The 13,139-nt window shown below is 74.3% G+C and carries 13 protein-coding genes; 1 reads left to right on the forward strand and 12 read right to left on the reverse strand.

Annotation, left to right across the window (positions count from 1 at the left end):
* Positions 1-118: 118 nt before the first annotated feature.
* The 3 genes from ABZ479_RS36520 to def all read right to left on the reverse strand — a co-directional run bounded on the left by ABZ479_RS36520 (position 119) and on the right by def (position 3,204).
* Positions 119-1,615 carry an RsmB/NOP family class I SAM-dependent RNA methyltransferase gene (locus tag ABZ479_RS36520; protein ID WP_500465573.1) on the reverse strand — a complete coding sequence of 499 codons (1,497 nt, stop codon included), beginning with the start codon at positions 1,613-1,615 and terminating at the stop codon, positions 119-121.
* A gap of 78 nt (positions 1,616-1,693) precedes the next feature.
* Complete coding sequence (gene fmt, locus ABZ479_RS36525) at positions 1,694-2,626, reverse strand: methionyl-tRNA formyltransferase (RefSeq protein WP_500465574.1); 933 nt, start codon at positions 2,624-2,626, stop codon at positions 1,694-1,696.
* Positions 2,627-2,658: 32 nt separating this feature from the next.
* A complete protein-coding gene (gene def / locus ABZ479_RS36530; protein ID WP_500465575.1) occupies positions 2,659-3,204 on the reverse strand; it encodes a peptide deformylase in 546 nt (181 codons plus the stop codon).
* A gap of 187 nt (positions 3,205-3,391) precedes the next feature.
* Between def and ABZ479_RS36535 the strand changes: the two genes are divergently transcribed.
* Positions 3,392-3,898 carry a hypothetical protein gene (locus tag ABZ479_RS36535; RefSeq protein WP_499603333.1) on the forward strand — a complete coding sequence of 169 codons (507 nt, stop codon included), beginning with the start codon at positions 3,392-3,394 and terminating at the stop codon, positions 3,896-3,898.
* 141 nt (positions 3,899-4,039) lie between these two features.
* Here the strand turns inward: ABZ479_RS36535 and ABZ479_RS36540 are convergent, their stop codons facing one another.
* The 9 genes from ABZ479_RS36540 to ABZ479_RS36580 form a co-directional block, all read right to left on the reverse strand.
* Entirely contained in the window at positions 4,040-4,507 is a 468-nt protein-coding gene (locus ABZ479_RS36540; protein WP_500465576.1) for a GNAT family N-acetyltransferase, read from the reverse strand.
* Between the two features lie 85 nt (positions 4,508-4,592).
* A complete protein-coding gene (locus ABZ479_RS36545; protein ID WP_500465577.1) occupies positions 4,593-6,740 on the reverse strand; it encodes a primosomal protein N' in 2,148 nt (715 codons plus the stop codon).
* A 230-nt stretch (positions 6,741-6,970) separates the two neighbouring features.
* A complete protein-coding gene (gene metK / locus ABZ479_RS36550; RefSeq protein ID WP_499603336.1) occupies positions 6,971-8,179 on the reverse strand; it encodes a methionine adenosyltransferase in 1,209 nt (402 codons plus the stop codon).
* 204 nt (positions 8,180-8,383) lie between these two features.
* Entirely contained in the window at positions 8,384-9,592 is a 1,209-nt protein-coding gene (gene coaBC, locus ABZ479_RS36555) for a bifunctional phosphopantothenoylcysteine decarboxylase/phosphopantothenate--cysteine ligase CoaBC (protein ID WP_500465578.1), read from the reverse strand.
* A 111-nt stretch (positions 9,593-9,703) separates the two neighbouring features.
* Positions 9,704-9,976, reverse strand: coding sequence for a DNA-directed RNA polymerase subunit omega (gene rpoZ, locus ABZ479_RS36560; protein WP_018564174.1), 273 nt, complete (start codon positions 9,974-9,976; stop codon positions 9,704-9,706).
* Positions 9,977-10,005: 29 nt separating this feature from the next.
* On the reverse strand, positions 10,006-10,563 hold the full coding sequence (gene gmk / locus ABZ479_RS36565) for a guanylate kinase (protein WP_500465579.1): 558 nt from the start codon (positions 10,561-10,563) through the stop codon (positions 10,006-10,008).
* Between the two features lie 38 nt (positions 10,564-10,601).
* Positions 10,602-10,925 (reverse strand): integration host factor, encoded by a 324-nt coding sequence (locus tag ABZ479_RS36570; RefSeq protein ID WP_089227789.1) that lies wholly within the window; start codon positions 10,923-10,925, stop codon positions 10,602-10,604.
* 224 nt (positions 10,926-11,149) lie between these two features.
* Positions 11,150-11,983, reverse strand: a complete 834-nt coding sequence (pyrF, locus tag ABZ479_RS36575; RefSeq protein WP_500465580.1) for an orotidine-5'-phosphate decarboxylase — start codon at positions 11,981-11,983, stop codon at positions 11,150-11,152.
* Positions 11,980-13,095, reverse strand: coding sequence for a quinone-dependent dihydroorotate dehydrogenase (locus tag ABZ479_RS36580; protein WP_500465581.1), 1,116 nt, complete (start codon positions 13,093-13,095; stop codon positions 11,980-11,982). Before ABZ479_RS36580 ends, pyrF begins: the two co-directional genes overlap by 4 nt.
* Positions 13,096-13,139: the final 44 nt, after the last annotated feature.

The following is a 13,139-nucleotide window of genomic DNA, read 5'->3' on the forward strand; positions in this document are numbered from 1 at the left end:
CTAGTGTGCCTTGTGTCCTGTGGTCTCGGTCTCGCCACACAAATATTGTCATCAACCCCCCCCGCGCCACCCGGCGGCCGGGGTGCGCCGCGCCCCCCCCCCCCGCACCCGCGCGCGGTCATTCCCCGGTGCGGCGCAGCAGGGCGAGGTACATCGCGTCGGTGCCGTGCAGGTGGGGCCAGAGCTGGACGTCGGGGCCCTCGCCGAGGTCGGGGACCCCGGGCATGAGGGGGCGGGCGTCGACCCATTCGGCCGCGACCGCGCCCGGACGCCCGAGGACGTCCTCCACGACGGCACGGGTCTCGGCCGGGTGCGGGGAGCAGGTCGCGTAACCGACGACCCCGCCGACGCGCACCGCGCGCAGGGCGGACTCCAGCAGGCCGCGCTGCAGGGGCGCGAAGCCCGGGACGTCCTCGGCACGCCTGCGCCAGCGCGCCTCGGGGCGCCGGCGCAGGGCGCCGAGACCGGTGCAGGGCACGTCGACCAGGACGCGGTCGAAGGCACCGGGACGCCAGGCGGGACGAGTGCCGTCGGCGACGATCACCTCGAACGGCCCGGGGTTGCCCGCCAGGGCGCGGGCGACGAGCCGGGCCCGGTGCGGCTGCTTCTCGGAGGCGACCAGGGCCGCCCCGCGCTCCGCGGCGAGCGCGGCAAGCAGGGCCGCCTTGCCGCCGGGACCGGCGCAGCCGTCCAGCCAGATCCGGTCGGGGCCGTCGCCCAGCGGTGCCGCGGCCAGGGCGGCGGCGACCAGCTGGCTGCCCTCGTCCTGGACGCCGGCGCGGCCTTCGCGCACCGCCTCGATGGCCGCGGGGTCGCCGCCCTCGGCCAGCCGGAGCGCCCAGGGGGACCAGCGGCCGGGGAGGGTGCTGTCCGCGGGAAGCGCGTCGGCGAGTTCCTGCGGGGTCGCGCGGCCGGGACGCGCGACGAGGGTGACCTCGGGGCGCTCGTTGTCGGCGGCGAGCAGTTCCTCCATGCCCGCCCGGCCCCCGCCGAGGGCGTCCCACAGCGCCGAGACGACCCAGCGCGGGTGCGAGTGGACGACGGCGAGGTGGTCCTCGGGGTCCTCGTCGTAGGGCGGCGCCACCTCGTCCAGCCAGGCGTCCAGGTCCCGTGCGGCGATCCGGCGCAGCACCGCGTTGACGAACTTCGCCCGCCCGTCGCCGAGGACCACACGGGCCAGCTCGACGGTGGCGGAGACGGCGGCGTGGGTGGGGATGCGGGTGCCCAGCAGCTGGTGGGTGCCGAGGGAGAGCACGTCCAGCACGGGCGGGTCGACCTCGCGCAGCGGCCGGTCGACACAGGCCGCGATCACGGCGTCGTAGGTGCCCCGGCGGCGCAGGGTGCCGTACACCAGCTCCGTGGCGAGGGCGGCGTCGCGCCGGTCGAACGCACGGCCCTTGCGCACGGCCTCGGCCTCCGCCTCGCGCAGCAGCGCCGGCAGGACGAGGTTGGCGTACGCGTCCCGCTCGTCGACCGCCCGCAGCGCCTCGAACGCCAGGATGCGCACGGGGTCGCGCTGGGGCTTGCGGTAGGGGCGGCCGCCCTGCGGGGGCCCTCCCTGGGTGCGGCCCTGACGGGCGGCGGGACGCGGTCGGCGGCGTGACGGTTCGCTCACGTGGAAGGTGCTCCGGGAGTGTCGGTGGTACGGCGGGGCGCGGTGGCGCCCCGCTTCGAGCGTACGCGGAGGGCGCGGTCAGCCGCCGAGCCGCTCCCCGGAGGGGACGCGGACGCCGCGCGCCCAGTCGGCGGCGGGCATCGGCTTCTTGCCCTGCGGACGCACCTCGCCGAGCTCCACGGCGTGGCTGCCGGTGCCCACGTACACCGCGCGCTTGGTGACCTCCAGTTCGCCGGGCGCCAGGTCGGTGCGCTCGGGCAGCGGCGTGACGGGGCCGAGCTTGAGGCGTTCGCCGCCGAACACGGTCCAGGCGCCGGGCGCGGGGGTGCAGCCGCGGACCACCCGGTCGACCCGCAGGGCCGGGGCGTTCCAGTCGACGCGGGCGTCGTCGACGGTGATCTTGGGAGCCAGGCTGACGCCCTCGGCGGGCTGCGGCCGGGCGACCAGCGTGCCGTCCTCGATGCCGTCCATGGTGGCGGCGAGCAGCTGCGCGCCGCTGTGCGAGAGCCGGGTGAGCAGGTCGCCGCTGGTGTCGCGGGGCCGGACGTCCTCGGTGACGACGCCGTACACCGGCCCGGAGTCCAGGCCCTCCTCGATGAGGAAGGTCGCGGCACCGGTCACCTCGTCGCCCGCCATGACGGCGTGCTGCACGGGGGCGGCGCCCCGCCAGGCGGGCAGCAGGGAGAAGTGCAGGTTGACCCAGCCCTGCGCGGGCACGTCGAGGGCGACGCGGGGCAGCAGCGCGCCGTAGGCGACGACCGGGCAGCAGTCGGGGGCGATCTCTCGGAGCCGGGCCAGGAAGTCCTCGTCGCGGGGCTTCGCGGGCCGCAGGACCTCGATGCCGGCCTCCTCCGCGCGCTGGGCCACCGGACTGGCGACGAGCTTGCGGCCGCGCCCGGCGGCGGCGTCGGGCCGGGTGACCACGGCGACGACCTCGTGCCGGCCGGAGGCGATCAGGGCGTCGAGGGCGGGGACGGCGACCTCGGGGGTGCCGGCGAAGACGAGCCTCATGCGTGCGGGATGCCTTTCTGCGGTGCGCGGCCCTACAGTGCGCGGCCGAACGTGCTGTGCGGGGAGACGCGGACCTGGGGCGCGGGCCGGCCGGCCCACTCGGCCTCGCGTATCGCCTTCATCGCGGCCTTGCGCTGCTCGCGGTCGAGGCGGTCGATGAAGATGATGCCGTCGAGGTGGTCGGTCTCGTGCTGGATGCAGCGGGCGAGCAGCTGGGTGCCCTCGACGGTCACCGGGTCGCCGTACATGGTGAAGCCCTTGGCGACGACGCCGTACGCGCGCTTGGTGTCGAAGCGCAGCCCGGGCAGGGACAGGCAGCCCTCGGGGCCGTCCTGCTCCTCCTCGCTCAGGCTGAGGTCCGGGTTGACCAGATGGCCCAGCTCGCCGTCGACGTGGTACGTGAACACCCGCAGCGAGACGCCGATCTGAGGTGCCGCCAGGCCGGCGCCCGGGGCGTCCTTCATGGTCTCCTCGAGGTCCTTGACGAGCGTGCGCAGCTCCTTGTCGAAGACGGTCACGGGCTGCGCCGCCATGCGCAGCACGGGGTCGCCGAAGAGGCGGATCGGCTGGATGGACACGCTACGGCTCCGTGGTCGGACGGTGACAGGGCAACCGCACCAGTCTATGGGCCGAGGGGGTGGGGGCGCGCACCCCTGCGCACGCCCCCCGAAGGGTTCGATGCGCCCCTTATGCGTGACTCCTCGGGAGTCTGGCGCGTTGGTCAATGGAGTTTGACCCACAAGAGCCGGTTCGAGAGGCCAGTTGATGCCCGAACACGCAACTCACGACGCCCAGGCCAGGGCGAGCCTTCACCTGCTGGTGCGGGACATCGAGCGGGTCCGCCGACAGGTCGACGCGCTGCGCACCCTCACCACCCAGCTGGGCAACGTCTACCGTCCCCGGCGGGGCGGGCCGTCCGCGGGATTCGTGGTCTACGGCCGCGCCCCCGCCCCCACCGTCCGGCTCGCCCAGGAACTGCGCGACAGCGTCGAGACCCTGGTGACCGCGGCCGTCGAGTTCGACCGCTCCCTCGGCTTCAGCTGGGACGCCGTCGGCTCCGCGCTGGGCGTCACCAAGCAGGCCGTCCACCGGCGGTACGGCAACCGGCGTTCGGCCCCGGCCGGAGCCGCCGCGCCGGAGGTGCACGGCGAACCCCCCGCCCCGGCGGTCGTGCCCTCGGTGCCGGCGGCCCGGGCCGTGCCCGCGCACACCGCCCCCGCCGCCCGCGACGAGGCCGTCCCCGGCGCGGTCCCCTCCCCGCGCACGGGCTGACCCGGCGGCTCCCCGGGCACGCCCGCCCCGCCGCCCGCCACGCCGACAGGACGGCCGCCGGGGCGGGCGCGCGTACGGGCGGACGGACGCACCGCGGTCAGGGCCGCCGGTGCGCCGCGGGCCCCGCGGACCGGGAGCCGGCTACAACTCCAGCGCCCCCACGGTCTGCCCGCCGCTGGACTCCCCCGTCGGGCGGAAGCCCAGCCCCAGGTAGAAGCGTTCCGGGCCGTCCTCCCCGGGGTGCCAGGTGGTGGTGACCCGGCTGCCGCCGCGGCGGCGGACCTCATCCGCCACGGACCCGACGGCGAACCTCCCGTAGCCGCGGCCCTGTTCGCCCGCGGCGATGGCGAGGCGCCACAGACCGGAGCGGAGGTCGGAGCCGCTCCCGTCGGCCGAGAAGTCGATGTCGAAGAAGGCCATCAGGAAGCCGACGTTCCGTTCGCCGTCGACGATCAGCCGCGGCCAGGCCCGCTCCCCGTACGCGTACGCCTCCGCGAGGGACTTCACGACGGGCGCCACCAGGTGTTCCTGATCGGGGCGGACCTCGAGCGCCATCGCGGCGTCGACGTTGTCCGGGGTGATCTCCGCCAGTCGGAGTCTGCTGGTCATACCCGAAACCCTAGGCCGGGGCGTCAAGCGACTTTCCCCGTTCCCCCTGTTCCCCCGCTCCCCCCTTTCGCCGGCTGCCCGGCGGTCAGCCGATGTCGGGCGGGTCGATGCGGACCCGGACCGGGTCGGGCTCCTTGCGGGCTATGCGGGCGGTCTGCGCGGACTTCAGCGCGGCCGCCAGCGCGGCCCCGTTGCCCGGCGGCACACGCAGCAGCACGCGTTCCCAGCGTTCGCCGGGTGGGGTGTCCCCGGAGCGGCGGGGCCGCGCGGGGTCGGTGATCGGCAGCGGCACCGGGCCGAGGACGTCGGTGCCCTCCGGCAGCCGGACCGTGGCCAGCAGGTCGGCGACGGCGGCGGGGCGGCCACTGACCGAGGCCATCCGGGAGACCGGGGGGAAGCCCAGCTCGGCGCGTTCGGCCAGTTCGCGCACGGCGTGGCCGACCGGGTCCCAGCGGACGAGGGCCTGCACGGGACGAAGCGTGGGCTCCGCGATGACGACCACGGTGCCGCCCTCGCCGGCCGGGCGCACCAGCGCCGCCGCGGCGGCCCAGCGGCGCAGGGTCTCCTCCCCCGCCCGCAGGTCCGGACGGTTGAGCAGGGCCCAGCCGTCCAGCAGCAGCGCCGCGGCGTAGCCGCTCTCGGCGACGGGTTCCGCGCCGGGGGTCGAGATCACCAGCGCGGGCGTTCCCGGCACGGAGGCCAGCACGCCGTCGCGGCCGGAGGTCCGCACCGGCACCTTGGGGAAGGCCCGGCCCAGTTCGTCGGCGGTGCGCCGGGCGCCGACGACCTGGGCGCGCAGCCGGAACCCCCCGCACTCCTTGCAGTGCCAGCTCGCCTCTGGCCGCCCGCACCAGCCGCAGTGCGGCGCGCTCTCCCCGTCGCCGAGCTGCAGCGGCCCCGCGCAGTGCGCGCACCGGGCGGGTTCGCGGCAGCGCTCGCAGGCCAGCCGCGGCACGTAACCCCGCCGGGGCACCTGCACGAGCACCGGGCCGCGCTGCAGTGCGTCCCGCGTCACCTGCCAGGCCACCGAAGGCAGTCGTGCCGCGCGCGCGGCGGCGTCCCGCGCCTCGTCGCCCTCGCCGACCGTACGGACCACGGGCGCGGCGGCGCGCACCCGCTCGCGCGGCGCGGTCAGCGGCAAGGCCCACTGGGTGTCGACCAGTTGGGCGCCCTCCACGGTGCAGGTGAGGCCGCCGAGCAGGAAGCCCGCCCGTTCCTCGGTGGCACGCAGCAGCAGGACGTCGCGGGCGTGCGGCTGCGGCGCGTGCTGCTCGGCGTGGCTGGAGTCCCCGTCGTCCCAGAGCACGGCGAGTCCGAGGTCGGCCACCGGCGCGAACATCGCGGCCCGGGTGCCGACGACGGCGCGTACGCTGCCCCGGCTCACCGCGAGCCAGCGGCGGTACCGCTCCTCCGGCCCGGCGTCGGCGGTCAGCAGCACGTGCCGCCCCTCGCCGACGATCGCGGTCAGCGCTTCGTCGACCCGGGCGGCCGCGCGGCCGTCCGGCACGACGGCGAGCGCCCCGCGTCCCGAGGCGAGCGCCGCCGCCATGGCGCGGGCGATCTCCTCGGGCCAGTACGGCCCGGGCAGTGCCGTCCACACCGCCCGCGGGGTGTCCCCGCGGGCCAGTGCCTGCAGGAACGCCGGCCCGGTCGGGTAGCGCCGCCACGGCCCCGGCTCGGGCGGGCGGGGCGCCGGCAGCGGATCCCGTACCGGCTCCGCCTCGACCTTGGCCCGGCGCGGCGGCACCGCGAGCTGGACGATGTCGGCGAGGGCGCCCGCGTAGCGGTCGGCGACGGCCCGGCACAGACGGAGCAGGCCGGGGGTCAGCACCTCCTCGGGGGACAGGACCTGGGCGAGCGGGGCGAGCGGGCCGCGGTAGTCGCTCTCGGTCAGCCGGTCCACGATGAAGCCGTCGTGCAGTTCGCCGCCCTCGCGGCGGCCGCCCTTGCCCACCCGGCCGCCGAACCGCACGCGGACGCGCACGCCGGGCCGCGCTTCGTCGTCCATGGCGGCGGGAACCGCGTAGTCGAAGTACTGGTCGAGGTGGAGCAGGCCCTTGTCGACCAGCACGCGGGCCACCGGCAGCCCTTCGGCCAGCGCCGCCCCCCGCCAGGTGCGCGGCTTGGCGCGGGGCTCCTTGGCCTTGCGCACCGTCTCCCGGATGAGCGCGAGCTGCTCTCCCCCGTGCGGCTCCGCCGCCGGGGACACCTGCCGGTCGTCCTCGCTGCTCACAGCCTCAGTGTTACCAGAAGCCTCGGACACCCGGCCCCGCCCCGGGTGCCGGGCGGCCCCGCGAGCACGCGTCGCTCTCCTCGTGCGCCGGCGCCGGCGGAGTCTCAGACGGGCCGGCACGGTCACGTCCCCTGCCGCCGCACACACCCGTTCCCGGCGCGTCCCGCGCACGCCGACGGCCCCGGACCGCTGGGGTCCGGGGCCGTCGTCAGGCCAGGGGGACGGCGGGCCTAGAGGCCGGCCGCCCGGCGCAGCGCCTCGACGCGGTCGGTGCGCTCCCAGGTGAAGTCCGGCAGCTCACGGCCGAAGTGGCCGTACGCCGCGGTCTGGGCGTAGATCGGGCGGAGCAGCTCGAGGTCGCGGATGATCGCGGCCGGACGGAGGTCGAAGACCTGGCCGATGGCCTGCTCGATCTTCTCGTGGTCCACGGTGTGGGTGCCGAAGGTCTCCACGAACAGGCCGACGGGCTCCGCCTTGCCGATCGCGTAGGCGACCTGGACCTCGCAGCGCGAGGCGAGGCCCGCGGCGACGACGTTCTTGGCGACCCAGCGCATGGCGTAGGCGGCGGAGCGGTCGACCTTGGACGGGTCCTTGCCGGAGAAGGCACCGCCACCGTGACGGGCCATGCCGCCATAGGTGTCGATGATGATCTTGCGGCCGGTGAGGCCGGCGTCGCCCATAGGGCCGCCGATCTCGAAGCGTCCGGTGGGGTTGACCAGCAGCCGGTACCCGTCGGTGTCGATCTTGATGCCGTCGTCGAGCAGCGCCTTCAGCTCCGGCTCCACGACGAACTCGCGGATGTCGGGGGCGAGCAGCGACTCCAGGTCGATGTCGCTGGCGTGCTGCGAGGAGACGACGACGGTGTCGAGGCGCACGGCCTTGTCGTCGTTGTACTCGATGGTGACCTGGGTCTTGCCGTCGGGCCGCAGGTAAGGGATGGTCCCGTTCTTGCGGACCTCGGTCAGCCGCCGGGAGAGCCGGTGCGCCAGGGTGATCGGGAGCGGCATCAGCTCGGGGGTCTCGTCGCAGGCGTAGCCGAACATCAGACCCTGGTCGCCCGCGCCCTGCCGGTCGAGCTCGTCGTCGTCGCCCTCGACCCGGCTCTCGTACGCCGTGTCGACACCCTGCGCGATGTCCGGGGACTGCGCACCGATGGAGACCGAGACACCGCAGGACGCGCCGTCGAAGCCCTTCTTCGACGAGTCGTAGCCGATGTCGAGGATCTTGTTCCGCACCAGGGTCGCGATGTCCGCGTACCCCTTGGTGGTGACCTCTCCGGCGACGTGCACCAGACCGGTGGTGATCAACGTCTCGACGGCGACGCGCGAGGAGGGGTCCTCCTTGAGCAGGGCGTCGAGGATCGTGTCGCTGATCTGGTCAGCGATCTTGTCGGGGTGACCCTCGGTCACGGACTCCGAGGTGAACAGGCGGCGGGACACATCGCTCCCTGGGGTTGCAGCGGCTGCTGGCTGATCGTTGGCGGCTCGCGCGGGGCTGCGCCCGGCGGGCCATGGGTCAGTTTATCGTCCGACTCATGCGCAGGGACACGGCATCTTGCACCTTGGATATGCCGTGACCTGCGACACTGTGCATCACCTCGGGGCGGAACGCCAGTAGCCCACACGCACCGTCCCGGAGTGTCGTCAGGTCAGACGGGCGACGACCAGGTCCCACACCTGCTCGGCCAGGGCCTCCTTCGGCCCGTACGGCACGGCGGTCTCGCTGCCGTCGGCGCCGAGCACGACGGCCTCGTTCTCCTCCGACCCAAAGGCCTTGTGGTCGCCCACCTCGTTGACGACCAGCAGGTCGCACCCCTTGCGGGCGAGCTTGGCACGGCCGTTGGCCAGGACGTCGTCGGTCTCGGCGGCGAAGCCCACGACGATCTGCGCGGGGTGCGGCCGTTCGGCTGAGAGCTCGGCGAGCACGTCGGGGTTGCGCACCAGTTCCACGGGCGCGGGCTCCTCGCCGTCCTTCTTCTTGATCTTGCCCTCGACGTACCGCGCGGGGCGGAAGTCCGCGACGGCGGCCGCCATCACCACCACGTCGGCGTCGGACGCGGCCTTCAGCACGGCCTCGCGCAGCTGCACCGCCGTGCCGACCCGCACCACGTCCGCCCCGGCCGGGTCGGCGAGTCCGGTGTTGGCGGAGACCAGGGTGACCCGTGCGCCCCGGGCCAGGGCCGTACGGGCGAGGGCGTAGCCCTGCTTGCCGGACGAGCGGTTGCCCAGGTAGCGGACCGGGTCGAGGGGCTCGCGGGTGCCGCCGGCGCTGATGACGACGTGGCGCCCGGCCAGGTCGGTCTCCAGCGCGCGGGGGCCGCGCAGCAGCACCCGGCGGCAGGCCTCGAAGATCTCCGCGGGCTCGGGCAGCCGGCCCTTGCCGGTGTCGACACCGGTGAGCCGCCCGACCGCGGGCTCCAGCACGATGGCGCCGCGGCGGCGCAGGGTCGCCACGTTCTCCTGGGTGGCCGCGTGCTCCCACATCTCGGTGTGCATGGCGGGCGCGAACACCACGGGGCAGCGCGCGGTGAGCAGGGTGTTGGTCAGCAGGTCGTCGGCGAGCCCGTGGGCCGCCTTGGCCAGCACGTCGGCGGTGGCCGGGGCGACCACGACGAGGTCCGCGCCCTGCCCGATGCGCACGTGCGGCACCTCGTGGACGCTCTCCCACACCTCGGTCGAGACGGGGTTGCCCGACAGGGCCGACCAGGTGGCCTCGCCGACGAAGTGCAGCGCCGAGGCCGTGGGCACGACACGTACCTCGTGTCCCGACTCGGTGAACCGGCGCAGCAGCTCGCACGCCTTGTAGGCGGCGATCCCGCCGCTCACGCCCAGGACGACCTGTGGCTTCCCCATCGCCTCTCCCGCGCTGTGTTGGACCGTTGGCCCGTGGTGGGTACTACCCCATGACACACCACGGGCCCGGCGGTCGTACCGCCGGGCCCGTGGTGTGACGCCTGGGCGCGGTTACTGGACCGGGCCCTCGACGGCCTCGGAGGTCAGCAGACCCGCGTTGATCTCACGCAGCGCGATCGACAGCGGCTTCTCGTGCACGTGAGTGTCCACGAGCGGGCCGACGTACTCGAGCAGGCCCTCGCCGAGCTGCGAGTAGTAGGCGTTGATCTGACGGGCACGCTTGGCCGCGTAGATCACGAGGCTGTACTTCGAGTCGGTGGCCTCGAGCAGCTCGTCGATCGGCGGGTTGATGATGCCCTCGGGCGTCGTGATGGAAGAGGACACGCTCTACCTTCCGATTGGGTGCAAAAAGATCAGACTACGCCCATCAAGGCTAGCAGCTCGCGCGCGACGTCCTCGACGGAGGTGTTCACCAGGGTGGTGTCGAACTCCGGCTCGGCCGCCAGTTCGACCCGCGCGGCCTCCAGCCGGCGCTCGATGACGTCGGGGGCCTCGGTGCCCCGGCCGGTGAGCCGGCGGACCAGCTCGTCCCAGCTCGGCGGCGCGAGGAAGACCAGCTGGGCCTCGGGCATCGAGTCCCGGACCTGGCGGGCGCCCTGCAGGTCGATCTCCAGCAGGACCGGCTCGCCGGCCTCGAGACGCTCCAGCACCGCCTGGCGCGGGGTGCCGTACCGGTTCCCCGCGAACTCGGCCCACTCCAGCAGTTCGCCGTTGGCGACGAGCTTGTCGAACTCGTCGTTCTCGACGAAGAAGTAGTGCACCCCGTGCTCCTCGCCGGGGCGGGGCTTGCGGGTGGTGGCCGACACGGAGAGCCAGACCTCGGGGTGGACTGTGCGCATATGAGCGACGACCGTGCTCTTGCCGACCCCCGAGGGGCCGGAGAGCACGGTCAGCCGCGGACGTTCACTCATGGAGCGATTATCCCGGTTCCCGGAGGGTGCTGGGAACGTCAGACAGCGGGGCTGCCGAACTCGCGCTCCAGGGATGCGATCTGGTTGGAGCCGAGCCCGCGGACCCGGCGGCTCTCGGAGATGCCGAGCCGCTCCATGATCTGCTTGGCGCGGACCTTGCCCACGCCGGGCAGGGACTCCAGGAGGGCGGAGACCTTCATCTTGCCGATGACGTCGTTCTCCTGGCCCTGCTTGATGACCTCGTGCAGCGAGGCGCCGGAGTGCTTGAGCCGATTCTTGACCTCGGCGCGCTCCCGGCGAGCCGCGGCGGCCTTCTCGAGCGCGGCAGCGCGCTGTTCAGGGGTAAGGGGCGGAAGAGCCACGCCTACGTCACCTCGGAAGTAGAACTGTCGGATACGGACCGGTGTGGAACCTAGTCGCCCCCCACCTGCAGGGGCAACGTGAAACGCGCACCTTGCGCGCTCTCGTCGGAGACTAGCGGCCCCAGCGGCCGCAGTCAGCGCAAACAAGAAGAAAAGTCCTGGTCAGCGTCAACCGACCAGGACTTTTGGGACAAATCTGCGCAGGTTTCCGGACGTCTTGACCGCTACTTGACGACCGAGGCGAGTTCCGCGACCTCCCTTTCGGCCGCCTCGCGGAGCGCCGCGACCGACGGTCCGAGCTTCAGCACACCCCTGCTGACGCTCGGCAGGACGTTGCGCACCGCCTCCCCGAACACCCTGGGGAGGTCGGCCGCGGTGGCCCCCTGGGCGCCGATCCCGGGGGCGAGGAGGGGCCCGTTCACGGCGAGGTCCACACCCGCCTCGCCGAGGGTGGCGCCGACGACCGCGCCCACCGATCCGAGCGGGACGTCACCCTCGTTCTCGGCCGCGATGTGGTTCAGCATCACCTGGGCGAGGGACGCGCCGCCCGCCGCGGTTGACCGCTGCACCTCGGCGCCCTCCGGATTGGAGGTCAGGGCGAGCACGAACACGCCGCTGCCGCTCGCCCGGGCGGCGTCCAGGGCGGGCCGCAGCGAGCCGAACCCGAGGTACGGGCTGACGGTGACCGCGTCCGAGAACAGCGACGAGGCGGGGTCGAGGTACGCGGTGGCGTACGCGGCCATGGTGGAGCCGATGTCGCCGCGCTTGGCGTCCATCAGCACCAGGGCGCCGGCCGCCCGCGCCTCGGCGACGGCCGTCTCCAGGACGGCGATGCCGCGGGAGCCGAAGCGCTCGAAGAACGCGCTCTGCGGCTTGAGGACGGCGACCCGGTCGGCCAGCGCCTCCACCACGGTGCGGGTGAAGCGCTCCAGGCCGGCGACGTCGTCCTGCAGGCCCCAGGCGCAGAGCAGGGAGGAGTGCGGGTCGATGCCGACGCAGAGCGGTCCGCGGGTGTCCATGGCGCGGCGCAGCCTGGCGCCGAAGGGCTCGGGGTTCATCGCGGGGTGGCTGCCTTCCGGGTCTCGGCGCCGACGGCGTCGGCGAGGGTGGCGTACGGGCTGGCCTGCAGCAACGCCGCGAGGTCACGGTGGATCGTGCGGCACCAGAAGGGGCCCCGGTACACGAAGGCGCTGTAGCCCTGCACGAGGGTGGCGCCGGCCAGGATGCGCTGCCAGACGTCCTCGGCCGTCTCGACCCCGCCCACCCCGACGAGGGTGATGCGGTCGCCGGTGCGGGCGTACAGGCGGCGCAGCACCTCCAGGGAGCGGTCCTTGAGGGGGGCGCCGGACAGGCCGCCGGTCTCCTTGACCAGGGCGGCGTCCGAGCGCAGGCCGAGACCGTCGCGGGCGACGGTGGTGTTGGTGGCGATGATGCCGTCCAGCCCGAGTTCGAGGGCGAGGTCGGCGACGGCGTCCACGTCCTCGTCCGCGAGGTCGGGGGCGATCTTGACCAGCAGGGGGACGCGGCGGCCGGTGACGGTGCGGTCGGCGGCCTCGCGCACGGCGCCGAGCAGGGGGCGGAGGTGCTCGACGGCCTGCAGGTTCCGCAGTCCGGGTGTGTTCGGCGACGAGACGTTGACGACGAGGTAGTCGGCGTACCGGGCGAGCCGCTCGGTGGAGGTCACGTAGTCCGCGACCGCCTCCTCCTCCGGGACGACCTTGGTCTTGCCGATGTTGACGCCGACCGTGGCCGGGAAGACCGCCTCGCGGGCGGCCAGGCGGGCGGCGACCGCGGCCGAGCCCTCGTTGTTGAAGCCCATGCGGTTGATCAGGGCGCGGTCGGCGACCAGGCGGAAGAGCCGCTGCCGGGGGTTGCCGGGCTGCGGCTGGGCGGTGACGGTGCCGATCTCGACGTGGTCGAAGCCGAGCATGGTGAGCCCGTCGATGCCGACGGCGTTCTTGTCGAAACCGGCGGCGAGCCCGAAGGGACCGTGCATCCGGCGGCCCAGCGCCTCGGTGCGCAGGGCCGGGTGCCGGGGCGCGAGCAGCGCGGCGGCGAGGGTGCGCAGGACCGGGATCCGGGCGGCAAGCCGGATCCAGCCGAAGGCGAGGTGGTGCGCCCGCTCGGGGTCGAGGCGCTTGAAGAACAGGGTGAACAGCAGGGAGTACATGCGGGGCCTTCCACGGCGGACGACGGGGCGGGGGCTCGTGAAGA

This window comes from Streptomyces sp. NPDC005722, assembly GCF_040630935.1.
Taxonomy (GTDB): Bacteria; Actinomycetota; Actinomycetes; order Streptomycetales; family Streptomycetaceae; genus Actinacidiphila.

Excerpts from the sequence above, each read along its gene's own strand:
- fmt (WP_500465574.1), bottom strand. The coding sequence starts at position 2,626 with ATGAGGCTCGTCTTCGCCGGCACCCCCGAGGTCGCCGTCCCCGCCCTC.
- ABZ479_RS36535 (WP_499603333.1), top strand. The coding sequence starts at position 3,392 with ATGCCCGAACACGCAACTCACGACGCCCAGGCCAGGGCGAGCCTTCAC.
- ABZ479_RS36540 (WP_500465576.1), bottom strand. The coding sequence starts at position 4,507 with ATGACCAGCAGACTCCGACTGGCGGAGATCACCCCGGACAACGTCGAC.
- coaBC (WP_500465578.1), bottom strand. The coding sequence starts at position 9,592 with ATGGGGAAGCCACAGGTCGTCCTGGGCGTGAGCGGCGGGATCGCCGCC.
- gmk (WP_500465579.1), bottom strand. The coding sequence starts at position 10,563 with ATGAGTGAACGTCCGCGGCTGACCGTGCTCTCCGGCCCCTCGGGGGTC.
- pyrF (WP_500465580.1), bottom strand. The coding sequence starts at position 11,983 with ATGAACCCCGAGCCCTTCGGCGCCAGGCTGCGCCGCGCCATGGACACC.
- ABZ479_RS36580 (WP_500465581.1), bottom strand. The coding sequence starts at position 13,095 with ATGTACTCCCTGCTGTTCACCCTGTTCTTCAAGCGCCTCGACCCCGAG.